Origin of the sequence: Anaeromyxobacter dehalogenans 2CP-1 (assembly GCF_000022145.1) — a bacterium.
GTDB lineage: Bacteria > Myxococcota > Myxococcia > Myxococcales > Anaeromyxobacteraceae > Anaeromyxobacter > Anaeromyxobacter dehalogenans.
Map to the genome: position 1 here is coordinate 3,667,291 of NC_011891.1, position 18,906 is coordinate 3,686,196.

Below are 18,906 nucleotides of genomic sequence, written 5' to 3' on the forward strand. Positions count from 1 at the left end.
GGTCAGCGGGCCGACGGGCCGGCGCCGAGCGGCGAGAGCCAGTAGGCGAGGCCGTTCAGGTCGGCCACCGAGAGCGCCACGAACCAGCCCTGCGGGCCGGACCGCGCCGCCGGGTCGCGCGCGCCGACGATCACCGCGAACCGATCCTGCACCGCGGCGACGCGGGCCTCGATCCCCAGCCCGGAGGGCCCGTCCCAGTCGGCCCACCAGCGCGGCCCGGCGCCGAACGAGAAGCCGCGCGCGTGGCCGAGCACGACCGCGCCGGCGGCGCTCGACCAGGTGTCGTGGGCGGCCCGGAAGGCGACCGGCTCGAGCGTGGTGGCGATCGAGAGCCAGGGGCGCAGATGGAGCTCCGGCTCCAGCCACGCGACGGCGAAGCCGCCGCGCGACACGTCGAGCGAGAGCCGGTACGGGACGAGGCGGGCCGCCAGCGGGCGCCACGCCGCCTGGCCCGGAGCCGCTGTGACCGGGAGCGTCGAGGGATCGAGCACCAGGCGCGGCGTCGGCCCGCGCTCGGCCTGGCGGCGGGAGAGCAGCTCGGCCGCGCCGAACGCCGAGATCATCGCGCCGGAGAGGGGGCCCGGATCCCTCCCGACGGCGGTGCGCTCCACCGCCAGCGCGCGACCCGCCAGCCGGTCGAGGGTGTCCGCCCACCACGCGTCCTGATCGCGCATCGCAAGGCGGAGCCCCTCCGACCCGGCGCGGTAGCCGTGGGCGGACAGGGCGGCCAGGAACTCGCCGAAGCCGAGCTCCGCCGGGCAGAGCGCCTCCGTGTCCCCGGACCGGCACGGCACCCGGCGGTCGGTGAGCGCCTCCAGCGTGGCGAGGACCGGGTCGCCCGCCGGCGCCGGGCGCGGCGCCAGCTCGTCGAGCCAGCTCCAGCTCGCCTCCTGCCGGAGCAGCTGCGCGCGCGTGGACCGGCCGAGCCACGCGGCGAGCTCCAGCCCCGCGAGGCGCGCGACCACCTGGCTCGCGTACGGCGAGGCGCGGACGCCGAGGACGTCCACCGTGCGCCGCAAGGCCTGGCCGACGCAGCGCTGGGTGGCGGGCGCGGTGAGATCCACGTCCGCCGGACTCCCGCGCAGCCGGATCGGACCCGCGTCGCCCGCCTCCGGCGCGCCGCCGGCGCACTCCGCCACCGCGATCCCGTGCGCCGCCTCGTAGACGCCCGCGTAGTAGTCGTAGCGGCGCAGGGGGCGGTCGAGGAAGCCGGCGAAGCCGGAGAGCTGCGCCCCGGCGAGCGGCGCGAACCGGCTGGGCGCCACCAGCCGGCGCTCGGTGGCGGCGCGATCGGCGAGCGCCATGGCGTCGGCGCGGAGCGCGGTGACGCGCGAGGACAGCCCGAGGAGGCGCGTCCTGGCCTCGAGCACGCCGAGCGCGCCGCGCCACGCCTCGGTCATGGCGCGCGCGTCCCACTCGCCGCGAGCCAGCAGCGCCGACGACGCGGCCACCGTCCCCTGGAGCGCGTCCACGTCGAGCAGGGCGTCCCCGGGGAGCGTCGCGAGGCGCGCGCGGGCGCGGCGCGCCTCGGCGGCCACGGCCGGCGGCGCCACCGCGGCCAGGCGCTCGAGCTGGGCGTCGAGCAGCCCGGCGAGCAGCGCGCCGGCGGCGCGCGTGAGGCCGTCCGAGCGGCGGATGGGCTCGAGGACGGCGGCGCGGAACCGGTGCAGCACCTCCTCCGGCAGGCCGCTCGCGGAGACGCGCTGCGCCTCGTCCGCGAGGAACAGCAGCGCCGACGCGACCAGCGTCGAGCGCCGCTCGAACGTCTCGGCGTCTGGGAGCTCCGAGGCGCGCCGCGCCGGCGGGGCGGTCGCGGCCTCCCGGAGCAGCGCGGCGAGCCCGTCGGCGAGGCGCACCACCTCTGCCGCGGGGAGCGGTGCGTCCTGCGGCCCCGGCGGCGCGAGCGACAGCCCTGCGACGTCGCGCGTGCACGGCTCCGGCTCGCGCCCGTGGGAGATGGGCGCCGCCGCGAGCCGGTCGATGCAGGCGGAGAGGGCCCGCCCGAACGCGGCCCGGCTCACCGAGGCCGGCGCCGGGCCGAGGGCCTCGGGGCGCCGGGGCGCGCGCGCCGGCGCGTACGCCGTCGCCGACGTCGCGCTCAGCTCCGCGAACTCCGCCGCCACCTCGGCGAACTCCCGCAGGACGCGCTGGGTGGTGCGGTTCCAGCCGCTCGCCCCGATGGTGCGCGAGAGCTCGGCGCTGCGCGCGGTGGCGAGCAGGCTCCCGAACAGCCGCAGGTGTCGGCCGAGCGTGAAGTGCTCCGGGGCGGCCGTGTCCGTGGCGGAGGGCGGGCGCAGGCGCCGCAGCTCCGGGTCCACCACGAAGAAGACCACCGGGTGGAGCACGCTCCCTCCGCCGGCGGCGTCCACCAGGTGAACCGCCAGCCCGATGGGCGCGTTGTCGAAGACGCCGCCGTCCACGTACTCGTGGCAGCGCGCGGGCGCGCGCTCCGCATCCGCGTCCGCCGGCGCGGGGGCGCACAGCCGCCGGGGCGCGAACGCCATCGGCACCGCGGCCGACGCGAGCAGCGCGTCCTCGATCACCTGCGGCCGGAACGGCGCGGCCTCGCCGGGTGCGGGGACGCCGTCCAGCTCGAGCACGCTCTCGGCCAGCTCCCCGGGCAGCAGCGCCTGGCGGACCACGGCCACGGCGCCGTCCCGCCCCGCCTCCAGGCGCCACGGAACGACGAGCCGCTGCGTCGAGGTGGTGAGCCCCGCCACGTCGCGCTGCCGCGGCTCGGCCTGGGTCACCGCGATCCCGACCGGCACCCGGCACCCGGGGCGGAAGGCGCCGGCCGCGCCCGGGCCGAAGAGCGCCGACCGGATGAGCGCCCCGGTCCGCTCCAGCGGCGCGGCGGACAGCAGGCCGTCCCCCGGCCGGTAACCTCGCGCCGAGCGCGGCAGCAGCTCGTCGAAGTCGAGATCGATCCAGGCGCTCAGGAGCAGGTTCTCGTCCACGTCGCCGGCGCGCTCCGGGCGCGCGCACCAGGTCGCAGCGGCGAGGAGCGCGTTCACCGCGCCGGCGGAGGTCCCGGTCACGGCGGCCAGGCGGGGCCGGAACAGCGCGGCGACCCCGGCCCTGCCGTCGCGGACCGCCGCGAGGTAGCGGACGGTCGCCCAGGACAGCCCCGCCTCGTAGGCGCCCAGGCTGACCCCGCCACTGACCGTGAACGCGACCAGGTCGTCGGGCCGACCGCCGGCCGCGGCGGGCGCGGGCTCCCCGGCCCGGGCGCCCGCGGGCGCCAGGGTCGCGAGGACGACGGCGACGAGCGCGGCGCGGCACGGGAGCACCGCGCCACTCTGCGCGACCGGCCCGGGACCGTCAACGCATCCGGCGGCGGCCGGGGTCGCCCGCTACCCTGCGCGCCCCGCCGGCCGGAGCGGCAGCCTGCGCAGCCGCTCCCCGGTGGCGGCGAACACCGCGTTCGCGACGGCCGGGGCGATGGGCGGGAGCGCGGGCTCGCCCATGCCGCCGGGCTCGGCGTTGCTCGGGACGAGGTGCACCTCGACCCTCGGCATCTCGCTCATCCGGAGCGGCTCGTACGCGTCGAAGTTGCCCTGCTCCACCGCGCCGCCCTTCACGGTGATCTCGCCACGCAGCGCCGCCGACAGCCCGTACACCACCGAGCCCTCCACCTGCGCCTCGACGCTGTCCGGGTTGAGGGCGGTGCCGCAGTCCACCGCGCACACCACCCGGTGCACGGTGATCCGGCCGTTTCGCACCGACACCTCGGCGACCTGGGCGACGTAGCTGCCGAACGACGCGTGGCAAGCGAGGCCCAGCGCGTGCCCGGCCGGCGGCGCCTTGCCCCAGCCGGCGCGGTCGGCCGCCAGCCGCAGCACGCCGCGCAGGCGGCTGTCGCGCGGGAGGTTGGCGAGGCGGAACGCGAGCGGGTCCTGGCCGGCGGCCCGCGCCAGCTCGTCCACGAAGACCTCCTCCGCGAACGCGTTCTGCGACGAGTACACCGAGCGCCACCAGCCGAGCGGCACGCCGATCTCGGGCAGCGCGTGCTCCACGCGGACGGCGCGGGCGGTGTACGGCACGTCGGCCGCGCCCTCCACCGTGTCCGGCCGGTCGCCGCGGCGGCGCGCCTCGCCGAACAGCTGCTGCCCGATGGACGGGTTGCGCACCACGTGGTGCCACGCCACCAGGCGCCCCTTCGCGTCCAGGCCGGCCCGCAGCTCGTTGCGCCCCGGCGGCCGGTAGAAGTCGTGGCGCAGGTCGTCCTCGCGCGTCCAGGTGACCTGGACCGGCGCGCCCGCCGCCCGCGACACGTGCGCCGCCTCGACCGCGAAGTCCGGCAGCGCCCGGCGGCCGAAGCCGCCGCCGAGGAACGTGACGTGCACCGTCACCGCGGCCTCGGCGAGGCCGAGCGCCTTCGCCACCTCGGCGCGGGCCCAGAGCGGCGCCTGGGTCGGCGCCCACAGTTCCGCCTTCCCCAGGGCCACGTGGGCCGTGCAGTTCATCGGCTCCATGGTGGCGTGGGCGAGCAGCGGCAGCTCGTACACGGCCTGCACGCGCTGCGCCGCGCCCGCCAGCGCCTGCTCCACGTCCCCGCCCTCGCTGCGCGACGGGACCGGGTCCACCTTCGCCTCGGCGAGCAGGCGCGCGATGGCGGCGCCGTCGAGCGCGCCGTTCGGGCCCGGCTCGAAGGTCGCCTTCAGCGCCTCGCGCCCCTGGATGGCGGCCCAGGTCGAGTCGGCGATCACCGCGATGCCGCTCGGGACCTCGACCACCTTGCGCACGCCGGGCACGTTCGCGGCCGCGGCCGCGTCGAAGCCCTTCACCTTCCCGCCGCGCACCGGCGGCCGCGCCACCGTGGCGTGCAGCATGCCCGAGACGCGCACGTCGAGTCCGAACACCGCCTCGCCGCGAACCTTGGGCGGCGTGTCGAGGCGCGGCACGCGCTTGCCGATGAGCTTGAACCGCCGCGGATCCTTCAGGCGCGGGTTCGCCGGGACCGGCAGCGTCGCCGCGTCGGCCGCCAGCTCGCCGTACCCGAGGCGCCGCCCGCTCGCGGCGTGCACCACCGCGCCGCCCTCGGCCCGGCAGGCGCGCACGGGGACCCCGAGCCGCCTCGCGCCCGCCTTCAGCAGCACCTCGCGCGCCGCGGCGCCGGCCTTGCGGAGCGGGATGAACTCGCTGCGCACCGAGCGCGAGCCGCCGGTGACCATCTCGCCGTACTTCGGGTCGGCGTCGCCCTGGACGACCTTCACCTTGGTCCAGTCCGCCTCCAGCTCCTCCGCCACCAGCACCGCCATGCCGGTGTAGGTCCCCTGCCCCATCTCCGAGCGGCCGAGGAAGATCGTCGTGGTGCCGTCCGGCGCGAGGTGCAGCCACGCCGACGGCCTGAAGCCTTCCGCCGCCGCCACCTGCCCCGCGGCCAGCACGCGGCCCGGACCGGACACGGCCAGCCACAGCCCCGCGCCCGCCGAGAGCTTCAGGAAGTCCCTTCGCCCCAGCGCCCCGGCGCTCATCGCGCACCTCCCTTGGCCCGCGCCGCGCGGTGGATGGCGCGGCGGATCCGCTGGTACGTCCCGCACCGGCACAGCACGCCGTCCATGGCGGCGTCGATCTGCGCGTCGGTGGGATCCGGGGTCCTGGTGAGGAGCGCCGCCGCGGACATGATCTGCCCGGACTGGCAGTACCCGCACTGCGGGACCTCCTCCTCCACCCACGCCGCCTGCAGCGGGCTGCCGCCGGCGGCGAGCCCTTCGATCGTGGTGATGCGGTGCCCGACGGCGTCCTTCACCGGCGTCTGGCAGCTCCGCACCGCGTCGCCGTCGAGCAGCACCGTGCACGCGCCGCAGAGCGACATGCCGCAGCCGAACTTCGTGCCGGTGAGGCCGAGCGTGTCGCGGAGCACCCACAGCAGCGGCGTCTCCGGCGCGACGTCCACCGTGCGCTTCTGGTCGTTCACGAGCAGGGTCAGGCTGGCCATCTCGTCTCCTCCATGTCCTGCGGCCGGGATCAGGTGGCGGGCGCGGCGGCGGCGGGCGCCGGGACGGGCGCGGCCGCGCGGCGCAGCGTCGCCACCAGGTCTGCGAGGATCTCCACCGCGAGCTCGGCGGGCGCCTCGCCGCCCAGGTCGAGCCCCACCGGCCCGTGCAGGCGCGCCAGGTCGGCGTCGGCGAGTCCCTCCTCGCGGAGCCGGCTGCGGATCCCCGCCTGCGTGCGGCGGCTCCCCAGCGCCCCGACGTAGAACGCCGGCGACCGGAGCGCCGCGGCGAGCGCCGGGTCGTCGAGCTTGCGATCGTGGCTGAGCGTCACCACGGCCGTCCGCGCGTCGAGGCCGATCCGGGCGAGCGCCTCCCCGGGCCAGGCGCGCTCGACGGCAACGCCGGGGAAGCGCGCCTCGGTGGCGTAGACGGGGCGCGGGTCCACCAGCCGGACCTCGTAGCCCGCCACCTCCGCCATGCGCGCGAGCGGCTGCGCGAGGTGCACCGCCCCGACGATCACCAGCCGCACCGGCGGCTCCAGCACCAGCCGGAACGTCTCGCCCCCGCCGAGCTCGAGCACCCGCTCGACCCGCTCGCGCGCGCGGAGCGCGCGGACGTCGCGTGCCAGCGCGTCGGCGCCGGCCGCCTCCACGTGGACGCGCACCCGCCCGCCGCACGGGAGCCCCACCTCCCAGGCGCGCTCGGCCGTCACCCCGTACTCGAGCGTTCGCGGCGCCCCGGTGCGCAGCACCTCCAGCGCCGCCTCCGCCACGGCCGACTCCACGCAGCCGCCCGACACCGAGCCCGCCAGCTCTCCGCGCTCGCTCACCGCGAGCTGGCTGCCGGCCGGTCGAGGCGACGAGCCCCAGGTCGCGACCACGGTCGCGAGCGCCACTCGCTGCCCCGCGGCGCTCCAGGCGGCCGCCCGCTCCAGGACCTCGCGATCGGTCACCGCGTGCCTCCCTCGCCGAGCCGCGCGCGCAGGCGCTCCAGGTCGGCCGGACCGTCCACGTCGGCGAGCGTGCCGGCGGGCGCGTCCACCACCTGCAGCCGGTCCGCGTGACGCCGCAGCAGCGCGCGCCCGATCCCGTCACCCTCGCCGCCCGCGGCCAGCTCGGCGAACAGCGCGCGATGGTAGAGCACCGGCGGCGCGAGGGCGTCGCCATCGCGGGTCGCCACCAGCGGCGCACCGGAGGCGCGGTGGCGCACCACCAGGGCGCGGATCGCCGCGGCGTCCACCAGCGGCATGTCGGCGAGGAGCACCACCGCGCCCGCCGCGAGGGCGGGCACCGCGGCCAGGCCGGCCGCGAGCGAGGCGTTCATGCCGCGCGAGGTGAGGGCGGGATCCGCGACGATCGTGCAGGGGAGGCCCTCCAGCTCCGGCCGGGCGCGCTCGGCGGCGTCGCCGAGCACCACCACCACGGGGCCCACCGCCGCGTCCGCCGCGGCGCGCGCGACGCGCCGGAGCAGCGAGACGCCCCCGAGCTCGAGCACCAGCTTGCTGCGGCCCATCCGCGACGAGCCGCCGGCCGCGAGCACGATGGGCGCGAACATGGCCGGAACCTTAACCCGGCGCGCGCGCGCCCGCCGAGACGGCGACGCGCGAGCGCGCCCGCGGCGCGCCCCTTCCGGGAGCGCACCGCGGGCGCAAGACCTCCGTCCCGCGGCGCCGCGGGATCGGCCGGCTACCGGCCGCCGAAGTAGACGCTGAGGCCGACGCCGACGTTCAGGCCCGAGATGTCCCAGTCGCGGTTCACGTCGTCCTCGAGGTACAGCGCCTGGTAGCCGAGGCCGGCGTCGATCGAGAGGTACGACACCGGGAAGAAGCTCAGCCCCGCGCCGACGCCCCAGCCGAACCCGTCCATGTCGAGGTCGTCCTGCGAGCCCCGCGCGAACACGAGGTTGCCGTTCAGCTTGAGCGAGAGCTGCTGGGCCAGGCTCACGTTGAAGCCGATCGTCGGGCCGAAGGTGGTGGTGCTGGACTCGGTCTTGTCGAGGCCGTAGGTGGTCTCGACGTTCTGGTGCCCGAGGACGAGGCCGATGCCGAGGTTCGGGGCGATGTAGACGAGGCCCGAGCCGTGGACGGTCCAGATGTCCTGGTCGAAGTCGTTGGGGTCGCCGTCCACCTCGGTCGACGTGGTCGAGAACCCGAGCTGGGTCGAGCCGGAGAGCTCCAGCGTGCCCGGCGACAGGTTGCGGGCCTGCGCGGCGAACGGCGCCAGCGCGAGGACGGCGAGGACGGAGATGAGCATCCGCTTCATGTGTGTTCGCTCCGTGGGTGGTGAGGGGCGGCGCGCGGCGGCCCGGCTGCCGCGCCCGTGGCGCGCCGGCGAGCGCCGGCGCACGCACGTTCAACCTGCCTTCGCGCCGCGTGTCAACCGCGGATCGCACCGCGACGCGCACGTGATCCGGCGCGACGAGGGACTTGACCCGCTCGCGGCCCCGCGCGAGAGAACCGGGAGCCCATTCGGCGCGGAGGTCGTACATGTCGGCACTCGTCGCGAGCGCGCTCGCACAGCTCGTCCTGCTCTCCAGCCCGCCCGCGGCCCCCGCGCGCGCGGAGGTCCCCGTGAACAACCCGCTGCTCGCCCCGTGGGCGGGCCCGCACGGCGGCGTCCCGCCGTTCGACGTGGCGCGCGTCGATCAGCTCGCCCCGGCCATCGAGGCCGGCATGGCCGCGAAGCTCGCCGCCGTCGAGGCGATCGCCGCCGACCCGGCCGCGCCCACCTTCGACAACACGCTGGCCGCGATGGAGCGCTCCGGCCGGGCGCTCGACCGCGCCATGACGGTCTTCGGGGTGTTCTCCACCTCGATGAGCACGCCGGAGTTCCAGGCGGTGGAGCGCGAGCTGGCGCCGAAGCTGGCCGCGTTCGACGACCGGATCACGCAGAACGAGAAGCTGTTCGCGCGCATCGCCGCCGTCTACGATGCGCGCGAGACCTCCTGCAGGACGCCCGAGCAGAAGCGGCTCGCCTGGCTCTATTACACGACGTTCGTCCGCGCCGGCGCGAAGCTCGACCCGGCCGCGAAGCAGCGCGTCGCCGCGATCAACGAGCGGCTCGCCACGCTGTACACGAAGTTCGCGCAGGACGTGCTGGCCGACGAGTCCGGCTACACCCTGGTCCTCGAGGACGAGGCGGCGCTGGCGGGCCTGCCGGCGAGCGTGCGCGCCGGCATGGCGGCCGCGGCCGCGACCCGCGGGAAGGCCGGCAAGTGGGCGGTGCTCAACACGCGCTCCAGCGTCGAGCCGTTCCTGGCCTACTCGGAGCGGCGCGACCTCCGCGAGCGGGTCTGGCGCGACTTCACCAGCCGCGGCGATCACGGCGACGCGCACGACACCAAGGCGGCCATCACCGAGATCCTGAAGCTGCGCGCCGAGCGCGCGAAGCTGCTCGGGTACCCGACGCACGCGCACTGGCGGCTCGAGGACTCGATGGCGAAGACGCCCGGGCGCGCCATGGCGCTCATGGAGGCGGTCTGGCCGGCGGCGGTGGCGCGGGTCCGCGAGGAGGTCGCCGACATGCAGGCGGTGGCCGACCGCGAGGGCGCGGGCATCACCATCGAGCCGTGGGACTACCGCTTCTACGCGGAGAAGGTCCGCAAGGCGAAGTACGACCTCGACGAGAACGAGGTGAAGCCGTACCTCCAGCTCGAGAAGCTGCGCGAGGCGATGTTCTGGGTGGCCGGCCGCCTGTTCGACCTGCACTTCACGCCGGCGAAGGGCGTGCCGGTGTACCACCCCGACGTGCGCGTCTGGGAGGTGAAGGACGGCAAGGGCCGGCACGTGGGCCGCTGGTACTTCGACCCGTACGCGCGCGACGGGAAGCGCTCGGGCGCGTGGATGAACGCGTACCGCGCGCAGGAGCGGTTCGACGGCGAGATCCCGACCATCGTCTCGAACAACGCGAACTTCGTGAAGGGGAAGCCGGGCGAGCCGGTGCTGGTGAGCTGGACCGACGCCGAGACCCTGTTCCACGAGTTCGGGCACGCGCTGCACGGCCTCGCCTCCAGCGTCGGGTACCCGTCGCTCTCCGGCACCGCGGTGGCGCGCGACTACGTGGAGTTCCCGTCGCAGCTCCTGGAGCGCTGGCTCGAGACGCCGGAGGTGCTGGACCGCTTCGCGCGCCACGTGAAGACCGGCAAGCCGCTGCCGCGGGCGCTGGTGGCGAAGATCCAGAAGGCGTCCACCTTCAACCAGGGCTTCGGGACGGTGGAGTACCTCTCGGCCGCGCTGGTGGATCTGAAGATGCACCTCGCCGGCTCGACCGAGATCGACCCCGCCGCGTTCGAGAAGGACACGCTCGCCGCGCTGGGCATGCCGCGCGAGGTGGTGATGCGCCACCGGCCGCCGCACTTCCTCCACGTGTTCTCCGGCGACGGCTACTCCGCCGGCTACTACAGCTACCTCTGGGCCGACACCCTCAGCACCGACGCGTACGAGGCGTTCACCGAGGCGAAGGGACCCTACGATCGGGCGGTCGCCGCCCGCCTGCGCGAGCACGTGTTCTCCGCCGGGAACACCGTCGACCCCGCCGACGCGTACCGCGCGTTCCGCGGGCGCGACCCCGGCATCGGCGCGCTCATGCGCAAGCGCGGCTTCCCGGTGCCGGCGGCGGAGCCGGGCGCGGCGCCGCGGTAAGCGCGCGCGGCACGCGATCCGCGATCCGGTCCCGGGATCGCGGATCGCGCCGACCAGGCCCTGCGCCCGGCGGCGTCCCGGCTACGGCCCGGGCGCGGCGGGGCGCGCCGGCAGGACCAGCTCCGCGGCGGTGCCGCCGTCCGGCCGGGGCGCGAGCGCGAGGTCACCGCCGTGCTGGCGGGCGATGGCCCGCGCCACGGTGAGGCCCAGGCCGGAGCCCTTCGCCTTGCTGGTCACGCCGGGGTGGAACACGGCGTCGCCGAGCGCGGGGTCCACCCCTGCGCCGCGATCGAGCACGCGCACGCGCGCGCCGCCGTCCGCGGCGGGCGCGACCTCGAGCACCACCTCGCCGCCCGGCGCGCTCGCCTCCACCGCGTTCTGGACCAGGTTGATGAGCACCTGCTTCAGCTTGCGGCGATCGCCGCGGACGGACGCGCCGTCGCCTTCCACCGACAGCTCCAGCCCGCGCTCCGAGGCGACGCCCTCGTGCAGCGCCGCGACCTCCTGGCAGAGCGCGGCGAGGTCGCACGCGTCCACCGAGAGCGGCACGAGCGGGCGCGAGAAGTTGAGGAAGTCCTCCAGCACCGACTGCATCCGGTCCACCTCGTGGCGGAGGACCTCGAGCCGCTCGGCGCCCTTGCCGTCCGGGAGCTGCTGCCTCAGCAGCCCCGCGAGCGCCTTCACGCTGGCGAGCGGGTTCTTCAGCTCGTGCGCGATCTCGCCGGACAGCTCGACCAGCTCGGCGGCGCGCTCCTGGTGCGCGCGCAGCGCGTCCTCCTGGGCGGCGAGCTGGCGCCGGAGGACGGCCTGGTACGCGTGGCGCAGCCCGTTCCCGAGCGCGTGCACGCCGGCCAGCATGAGGCAGAGCAGCGCCGCGTCGGCCCACAGGTACGCGGTGCCGGCGCCCACGCGCGCGCCGCCGCCGAACGCCGCCAGGTTGAGATCCGGGATGGCGCCGCTCGCCCCCAGGGCCGCCAGCGTCAGCACCCCCGAGATCTGCATGGCAGGGATGAGCCAGCGCACCGGCCCTTCCACCAGCATCGCCGGGATCACCGCCAGCACCAGCGCGGCCGGAAGGAACGGGCTGTCGATGCCGCCGGTCGCGAACGAGACCACCACCTGCCCGAACGTCGCGAGCAGCACGTTGCGGTTCACCGACCGCTGACCCGCCCCGCCCGCCCGGAACGCGAGCAGCTCCCGGACGAAGAAGATCGACACCGCCACCAGCGCCGCGAGCAGCACCGCGCGCCGCCAGGGGGACGGATCGATCCAGACCACCCATCCCACCAGCAACAGCACCGGCAGCAGCACCCACAGCCGGAAGGTGAGCAGCCGCCCGAACAGCCTGGAGAACTCCTCCCGCTGGATGCGCTCCGGCAGCGGCGGGCCGGAGCCCACCCGCCGCCGCGCCAGGGTCGCCGCCGCGCGCATGGCCGCCCCCGGCGCTACAGGTCCCGCCCCAGCGCGCGCCCGAGCGCGAGCCGCGCCTGCGCGAGCCGCGCGCGCGCGTCGGCGAGGCCGATCTCGGCCAGGTACTGGCGGTCGTTCGCGTCGATCACGTCGAGGCTCGACGCGATCCCCGCCTCGAAGGACCGGCGCGCCGACGCGGCCGTCTCGCCGGCCAGCCGCGACTGCGTGTCGGCCAGGCGGAGCCGCTCGCGCGCCACGCGCAGGTCGCGCCGGCCGTCCTCCACCTCCTGGCGCACCGCCAGCCGCTGCGCCTCCGCGCCGGCGCGCGCGCCGGCGGCCTGGGCCTCCGCCTGGCGGCGCTTCCCGTACCGGAAGCCGCCGTCGTAGAGCTGCCAGGTGAGGTCGAGCGTCACCCGCCAGCCGTCCTTCTCGCCGGAGACGTAGGGGGTGTCCGCCGCGAACGCGGACCCGGAGGCGGAGAGCTGCGGGGCGAGGCGCGCCCAGGCGGAGCGGACGCCGGACTCGGCCGCCGCCACCCGCGCGTCCTGCGCGGCGATCTCCGGCCGGTGCTCGAGCGCCTCGCCCGCCAGCGCCTCGGCCGGAACGTCGAGCTCCGGCGCGGGCGCCGTGGTGCCGTCCGGCACCACCACCCGGACCGGATCCCTCCGCCCGAGCAGGATCCCGAGCGCCAGCCGCGCCCGCTCCAGGCCGGCGCGCGCGGACACCAGGTCGCTCTCGCGCCGGACCTGCTCCGTGCGCGACTTCAGCACGTCGAGCGGCGCCGCGGTCCCGGCGGCCACGCGGCGCTCCGCGCTCCGCACCAGCTCGGCCGCGCTCTCGACGGCGCGCTCGGAGGCGGCCACCACCTCCTCCGCCGAGGCGGCACCGTGCGCCGACTGCGCCAGGCCGGTGCGGAGCGTGCGCCGGGTGGCCTCGGCGCCGAGATCCTCGGCGCGGGCCGCGTCGCGCGCGGCGGCGAGGTCGAACCAGGCGGTGGGGACGAGCAGCGGGACGCGCGCGGTGGCGGTCACGCTCAGCGACTCGTCCGGCTGGATGACGCGCTCGGGGCCGCCCGGGAGCGCCAGCGTGACGCCCTCGCTGTTCCTCAGATAGGTGCCCTGGGCGGTGAGCGTGGGGAGGAGCGCGGCGGCGGACTGACGCACGAGCGCGCCCGCCTCGTCGGCGCGGCTGCGCGCCTGCGCCAGGGTCAGGCTCTGCGCGTCGAGCTCGCGGAGGGCGGCCTCGAGCGTCAGCTCGGCGACGGCGGCGTCGGGCGGCGCGGCCGGCGAGGCGGCGGGCGCCGCCGGGGTACCGCCCGGCGTGGCGAGGAGGAGCGCGAGGAGGATCGGCGTGTTCACGGTGCGTTCTCCGGGGCGGCGCGGGGGGGACGGCGCCGCCGGGCGCGGAGGAGAGCAAGGACGGTGCCGGCGCGCGGGATCGCGCCGCGGCGGCGGTTTCGGCGCGCGGCCCGGGTGCGCGCGTTCGGATTCCCGTACGCCGCGTCGGTTCTCCTACGCCGGAGGGTCGACACGCCGGGCGCAACGCCGCGTCCCCGCGGCGCGCCGGGCACCGGCGCACGGCGGCACGCGTCTTGCGACGCGACCGGGCGCAGCCCGCGGAATCCACCGCGGAGGGAGCAGACATGAGACGAGTCGTCGCGGTCCTGGTGGTGCTCACGCTCGTGCTGGCCAGCCTCATCGGCTACCGCCTGTGGAGCCAGGCGCGCGCCCTGTCGGCGCCGGCGGGCGGCTCGGGCGAGATCGAGGGGACCGTGGTCGAGCTCTCCTCGCGCGTGGGCGCGCGCATCCTCGAGCTGAAGGTGCGCGAGGGCCAGCGAGTGAAGGCGGGCGACCTGCTGGTCCGCCTCGACTGCGCCGATCCCGCCGCGGCGCTCGCCGAGGCGGAGGCGCGCCTCGCCGCCGCGCGGGCGCAGGCGGCGGCCGCGATGGCGCAGGTGAAGGCGTCCGAGCGCGCGCGGGTGGCGGCGGGCGCGACGCAGGAGGCGGCGAAGGCGCAGGCGGCCGCGCTGGCGGCGCAGGCCGAGGCCGCCGAGCGGCAGGCGCGGCGGCTCACGAACCTGCCCGAGGACGTGGCCGCGTCGAGCATCGACCTCACCCAGGCGAGCGCGGCGCAGCTCTCGCAGCAGACGCTCGCCGCGAGGGCGCAGGCCACCGCCAGCGCCGAGCAGGCGCGCGCCGCGGCGGTCAACACCACCGCCACCGCGTCGCAGGCGCAGGCCGCGCTGGCGCAGGTGCGGGCGGCGGAGGCGTCGGTGGAGCGCGCCCGGATCCTCGCGGGGGAGTGCGAGCTCCGCGCGCCGCGCGACGCCGAGGTGCAGACGCTGCCGCACGAGGCCGGCGAGCTGGTGCCGCCGGGCGCGGTGCTGGCGCGCCTCGTGGACCTCTCGGAGGTGACCGCCACCTTCTACCTGCCCAACGCCGAGATCGGCGCGGTGAGGCCGGGGCAGAAGGCGGAGGTGGCGGCGGACGCGTGGCCGGGCGAGCGGTTCCAGGCGACGGTGCGCACGGTCTCGCTGGAGGCCGAGTTCACCCCGAGGAACATCCAGACCCGCACCGACCGCGACCGGCTCGTCTACCCGGTGGAGGTGGTGGTGGTGAACCGGGACGCGAAGCTGCGGGCCGGGATGCCGGTGCAGGTGACGCTGCCCGGGACGGGGCGCTGAGGCGCGCGCCATGACGCACGAGCCCACCCCCTCCCCCGGCGCCGGCCCCGCGGTGGTCGCGCGCGCGATGGTCCGGCGCTTCGGCGCCACCGTCGCGCTCGACGGCCTGTCCTTCGAGCTCGCGCGCGGCGAGCTGCTGGGCCTGGTCGGCCCCGACGGCGCCGGCAAGACCACCGCCATCCGCGCGCTGGCCGGCCTGCTCGCGCTGGACGGCGGCGAGGCGCGGGTGCTGGGCGCGGACCCGCTCTCCGGCGCGAACCGCGAGCGGCTCGGGCTCATGCCGCAGCAGTACTCGCTCTACCGGGACCTCACCGTGGAGGAGAACCTGCACTTCTTCGCCCGGCTCTACGTGCTGCCGCGGGCGGTCTACCGCGAGCGCAAGGAGCGGCTCCTCGCCATCACCCGCCTCGACCGGTTCACCGACCGCCGCGCCGACGCGCTCTCCGGCGGCATGTACAAGAAGCTCGCGCTCGCCTGCGCGCTGCTGCACGAGCCCGAGGTGCTGCTCCTCGACGAGCCGACGAACGGCGTGGACCCGGTCTCGCGCCGCGAGCTGTGGGCGCTGCTCCACGAGTTCGTGCACGGCGGCATGACGGTGCTCGTGTCCACCCCGTACATGGACGAGGCGGAGCGCTGCAGCCGCGTGGCGCTGGTACACCGGGGCCGGGCCCTGCTCGACGGGGAGCCGGGCGCGCTCATCGCCCGCTTCGAGGACGAGGCGTACGAGGTGCACGGCGGCGATCGCGAGCGGCTCGACGCGGCGCTCGCGGCGCACCCGGCCGTGCTGGCTGCCTCGCCGGCCGGGGCGCGGCTCAAGGTGGTGGTCGCCCGCGGCGCGCGGGACGAGGTGGCGCGGGCCATCGCGCCGCTCGGCGCCGAGCTGGAGCCCACCCACCCCGACTTCGAGGACCTGTTCCTGGCCCGCATCCGGGAGGCGGCGTGACCCCGGCCGCGAGCGCCGCCGCGCCGGCGATCGAGGCGCGCGAGCTGACGCGCCGCTTCGGCGCGTTCCTGGCGGTGGACCGCGTCAGCTTCGAGGTCGAGCGCGGCGAGATCTTCGGCTACCTGGGCGCGAACGGCGCGGGGAAGTCCACCACCATCCGCATGCTCACCGGGCTGCTCGCGCCCACCTCCGGCACCGGCCGCGTGGCCGGCCACGACCTCGCCACCGACCCCGAGGCGGTGAAGGCCTCCATCGGCTACATGTCGCAGAAGTTCTCGCTCTACCTCGACCTCCCCGTGCGCGAGAACCTGATCTTCTTCGGCGGCGCCTACGGGCTCTGGGGCAAGGCGCTGGAGCGGCGCGCCGACGAGGTGCTGGCGCTCGCCGACCTGCGCGACGCGGGCGACGTCATCACCGGCGATCTGCCCGGCGGCGTCCGCCAGCGGCTCGCGCTCGCCAGCGCCATCCTGCAGCGGCCGCAGGTGGTGTTCCTCGACGAGCCCACCGCCGGCGTGGACCCGGTGGCCCGCCGCACGTTCTGGCGCGTCATCCGCGACCTGGCTCGCGAGGGGACCACCGTGTTCGTCACCACGCACTACCTCGACGAGGCCGAGTACTGCCGGCGCATCGGCCTGATGGTGGACGGCAAGCTGGTGGCGCTCGACACGCCGGCCGGCCTGAAGGCGCGCTGGGTGCCGGAGCGGCTGCTCGTGGCGCGCGGCCGGGACCTGGCGCGCGCGGTCGAGCGAGCGCGCGGCCTGCCCGGCGTGAGGAACGTGATGCGCTTCGGCGCGGCGCTGCACCTGCGCGTCGAGCCGGGCGCGCTGTCCGAGCAGGACGCGGCGGCGGCGCTGCGGGCCGGGGGCGCCTCGGACGTGGTGGTCGAGCGCGCCGAGCCGAGCCTCGAGGACGTGTTCCTGGCGGTGGTCGGCGCCGGCGGGCGCGGCGAGGAGGGCTCGCCGTGACGGGGCCCCGGGAGCGGACGCGCCGCTCGCTGGTGCGCATCGGCGCCATGGCGCAGAAGGAGACCATCCATGTCCTGCGCGACCCGCGCACGCTGTACCTCGCGCTGGTCATGCCGCTGGTGATGCTGTTCCTGTTCGGCTACGGCGTGACCACCGACCTGGAGCGGATCCCGCTGGCGGTGGCGGACGCGGACCGGAGCGAGGCGTCGCGCGAGCTGGTCCGGGCGCTCACCGAGAGCGGCGAGCTGGCGCTGGCGGGCGAGGTCGCGCCCCGGGACGCGGACCGGCTGTTCCGCCGGGGCGAGGCGGCGGCGGTGCTGGTGATCCCGGAGGACTACGAGGAGCGGCTGGCCCGCCGCGAGACGGTGGAGCTGCAGCTCCTGGCCGACGCGTCCGACGTCAGCTCGGCGAACCAGCTCCTCTCCAAGGCCGACGCGCTGGTGCGCGCCGAGTCGCGCCGGCGCTCCGCCGCCCTCGCGGCGCCGGCCGCGCCGCCGCTCTCGGTGAAGGTCCGGACGCTCTACAACCCCGCCGCGCGATCGGCGCTGTTCCTGGTGCCGGGGCTCGCCGCGTACATCCTGGCGATCACCGCGATCCTGCTCACCACGCTCACCGTGGCCGGCGAGTGGGAGCGCGGCTCGATGGAGCAGCTCTTCGCCTCGCCGGTGGGCCGGCTGGAGATCGTGCTCGGCAAGCTCCTGCCCTACCTCGTGCTGGCGATGCTCGAGCTGCTGGTGGTGATCGCGTTCGGGGCGGCGGTGTTCGACGTGCCGGTGATGGGCAAGCCGCCGCTCCTCATCGCCATGGGGTTCTTCTTCGTGGTGGGGATGCTCGGCCAGGGGCTGCTCGTGTCGGTCCTCACCAAGAACCAGCTCCTCGCCACGCAGGTGGGGCTCATCTCCGCCCTGCTGCCGTCCCTGCTCCTCTCCGGCATGGTGTTCCCCATCGAGAACATGCCCGTGGCGCTGCAGCTCCTCTCCCGCCTGATCCCGGCCCGCTACATGGTGCACGCGCTCCGCGAGATCCTGCTGAAGGGGAACGGCCTCGACGTGCTCTGGCCCGACCTGCTCGCGGTGGTGGCGTTCGCGCTCCTCGTGATCGCGCTCTCCACCGCGCGCTTCAAGCGGAGGCTCGCGTGACCCCCCGACGCCCCAGGCCCTCGGCGCGCGTGCAGTTCCTGGCGGTGTTCCGCAAGGAGGTCCGCCAGACGGCGCGCGACAAGCGCATGATGGCGGTGCTGGTGATCGCGCCGCTGCTGCAGACGGTGGTGTTCGGGTTCGCGGCGAACTTCGACGTGGACCGGGTGCGCACGGTGGTGCTCGACCGCGACCGCACCGACGTGTCTCGCGAGCACGCGCGGCGCCTGCTCGCCGACGGGACGCTGATCCGCGCCGGCGACACCGCCTCGGCGGTCGAGGCCGAGCTGCGGGTGCACCGGGGCGAGGCCGCCGCGGCGGTGATGTTCCCGGAGCGGCTCGCCGCCGACCTGGCCGCCGGCCGGCCGGCGGAGGTGCAGGTGCTCATCGACGGCGCCGACCCGAACCGCTCCACGGTGGCCGCCGACGCGGTGGCGCGCTACTTCGGCGGCGTGGGCGAGCGCCTGGCGCGGGAGGCGCTCGCCGCGCGCGGCGCCACGCCGCCCGGCCAGCTCGCGCTCGTGCCGCGGCTCTTCTACAACCCCGGGCTCGACTCCCCGCCCTACATGGTCCCCGGCATCGCGGCGCTGCTTCTGGTGGTGGTGACCACGATCGTGAGCGCGATGGGGCTCGCGCGCGAGCGCGAGATGGGCACGCTGGAGCAGGTGCTGGTCACGCCCATCCGGCCCGCCGTGCTGCTCGCCGGCAAGATCGCGCCGTACGTGATCATCGGGTTCGTGAACCTGGCGCTGCTGGTGGGGGTCGCCAGCCTGATCTTCGGGGTGCCCATCCGCGGACCGCTCCCGGTCCTGGCGCTCGGCACGCTCCTCTACCTGCTCACCACCCTCGGCGTGGGGCTGTTCATCTCGACCATCTCGAAGAACCAGCAGCAGTCGTTCCTGGGCGGCTTCCTGTTCCTGGTCCCGGCGCTGCTGCTGTCCGGCGTCATGACGCCGGTGGCCGCGATGCCCGGCTGGCTCCGGGCCATCACCTTCGTGAACCCGGTGCGCCACTTCGCCACCGTGATGCGCGGCTCGCTGCTGCGGGGCGCCGGCCTGGCCGACCTGGCGATCCCCCTCACGGCGCTCGCGGTCATCGGCTCGGCCATCTTCGTCCTCTCCGCGCTCCGCTTCCGCAAGACCCTGAGCTGACCCGGGGCGGCGGCCCGGCCTACCGCGCGGGGTGCGACCC

Annotated in this window: 14 protein-coding genes; 6 read left to right on the top strand and 8 right to left on the bottom strand. The window is 76.5% G+C overall.

What is annotated here, in order from left to right; all coding sequences use genetic code 11:
* Positions 1–2: 2 nt before the first annotated feature.
* The 6 genes from A2CP1_RS16595 to A2CP1_RS16620 all read right to left on the bottom strand — a co-directional run bounded on the left by A2CP1_RS16595 (position 3) and on the right by A2CP1_RS16620 (position 8,200).
* Entirely contained in the window at positions 3–3,290 is a 3,288-nt protein-coding gene (locus A2CP1_RS16595) for a patatin-like phospholipase family protein (RefSeq protein ID WP_015934441.1), read from the bottom strand.
* Between the two features lie 63 nt (positions 3,291–3,353).
* Positions 3,354–5,477, bottom strand: a complete 2,124-nt coding sequence (locus tag A2CP1_RS16600; protein ID WP_015934442.1) for a xanthine dehydrogenase family protein molybdopterin-binding subunit — start codon at positions 5,475–5,477, stop codon at positions 3,354–3,356.
* Positions 5,474–5,941, bottom strand: coding sequence for a (2Fe-2S)-binding protein (locus A2CP1_RS16605; RefSeq protein WP_015934443.1), 468 nt, complete (start codon positions 5,939–5,941; stop codon positions 5,474–5,476). The genes A2CP1_RS16600 and A2CP1_RS16605 overlap by 4 nt, the downstream gene beginning before the upstream one ends.
* 29 nt (positions 5,942–5,970) lie before the next feature.
* Positions 5,971–6,891, bottom strand: coding sequence for an XdhC family protein (locus A2CP1_RS16610; RefSeq protein ID WP_015934444.1), 921 nt, complete (start codon positions 6,889–6,891; stop codon positions 5,971–5,973).
* The gene (locus tag A2CP1_RS16615) at positions 6,888–7,493 is read right to left on the bottom strand and encodes a nucleotidyltransferase family protein (protein WP_015934445.1); all 606 of its coding nucleotides are present in this window, start codon (positions 7,491–7,493) and stop codon (positions 6,888–6,890) included. The genes A2CP1_RS16610 and A2CP1_RS16615 overlap by 4 nt, the downstream gene beginning before the upstream one ends.
* Positions 7,494–7,624: 131 nt before the next feature.
* A complete protein-coding gene (locus tag A2CP1_RS16620; RefSeq protein WP_015934446.1) occupies positions 7,625–8,200 on the bottom strand; it encodes an outer membrane beta-barrel protein in 576 nt (191 codons plus the stop codon).
* A 224-nt stretch (positions 8,201–8,424) separates the two neighbouring features.
* Here A2CP1_RS16620 and A2CP1_RS16625 point away from each other — a divergent pair, with 224 nt between their 5' ends.
* On the top strand, positions 8,425–10,578 hold the full coding sequence (locus A2CP1_RS16625) for a M3 family metallopeptidase (RefSeq protein WP_015934447.1): 2,154 nt from the start codon (positions 8,425–8,427) through the stop codon (positions 10,576–10,578).
* Between the two features lie 81 nt (positions 10,579–10,659).
* Here the strand turns inward: A2CP1_RS16625 and A2CP1_RS16630 are convergent, their stop codons facing one another.
* Positions 10,660–12,009 carry a sensor histidine kinase gene (locus tag A2CP1_RS16630; protein WP_015934448.1) on the bottom strand — a complete coding sequence of 450 codons (1,350 nt, stop codon included), beginning with the start codon at positions 12,007–12,009 and terminating at the stop codon, positions 10,660–10,662.
* Between the two features lie 14 nt (positions 12,010–12,023).
* Positions 12,024–13,346, bottom strand: a complete 1,323-nt coding sequence (locus A2CP1_RS16635) for a TolC family protein (RefSeq protein WP_015934449.1) — start codon at positions 13,344–13,346, stop codon at positions 12,024–12,026.
* A 284-nt stretch (positions 13,347–13,630) separates the two neighbouring features.
* On the opposite strand from A2CP1_RS16635, the gene A2CP1_RS16640 reads away from it, so the two are divergent.
* From A2CP1_RS16640 to A2CP1_RS16660, 5 genes are read left to right on the top strand one after another with little or no spacing between them, the layout of a single operon-like run.
* Positions 13,631–14,671: an HlyD family secretion protein gene (locus A2CP1_RS16640; RefSeq protein ID WP_015934450.1), complete on the top strand. Its 1,041-nt coding sequence runs from the start codon at positions 13,631–13,633 to the stop codon at positions 14,669–14,671.
* A gap of 10 nt (positions 14,672–14,681) precedes the next feature.
* Entirely contained in the window at positions 14,682–15,614 is a 933-nt protein-coding gene (locus tag A2CP1_RS16645; protein WP_015934451.1) for an ABC transporter ATP-binding protein, read from the top strand.
* Positions 15,611–16,579, top strand: a complete 969-nt coding sequence (locus A2CP1_RS16650) for an ABC transporter ATP-binding protein (RefSeq protein ID WP_015934452.1) — start codon at positions 15,611–15,613, stop codon at positions 16,577–16,579. The genes A2CP1_RS16645 and A2CP1_RS16650 overlap by 4 nt, the downstream gene beginning before the upstream one ends.
* On the top strand, positions 16,576–17,718 hold the full coding sequence (locus A2CP1_RS16655; protein WP_015934453.1) for an ABC transporter permease: 1,143 nt from the start codon (positions 16,576–16,578) through the stop codon (positions 17,716–17,718). Before A2CP1_RS16650 ends, A2CP1_RS16655 begins: the two co-directional genes overlap by 4 nt.
* On the top strand, positions 17,715–18,866 hold the full coding sequence (locus A2CP1_RS16660; protein ID WP_015934454.1) for an ABC transporter permease: 1,152 nt from the start codon (positions 17,715–17,717) through the stop codon (positions 18,864–18,866). Before A2CP1_RS16655 ends, A2CP1_RS16660 begins: the two co-directional genes overlap by 4 nt.
* Positions 18,867–18,906: the final 40 nt, after the last annotated feature.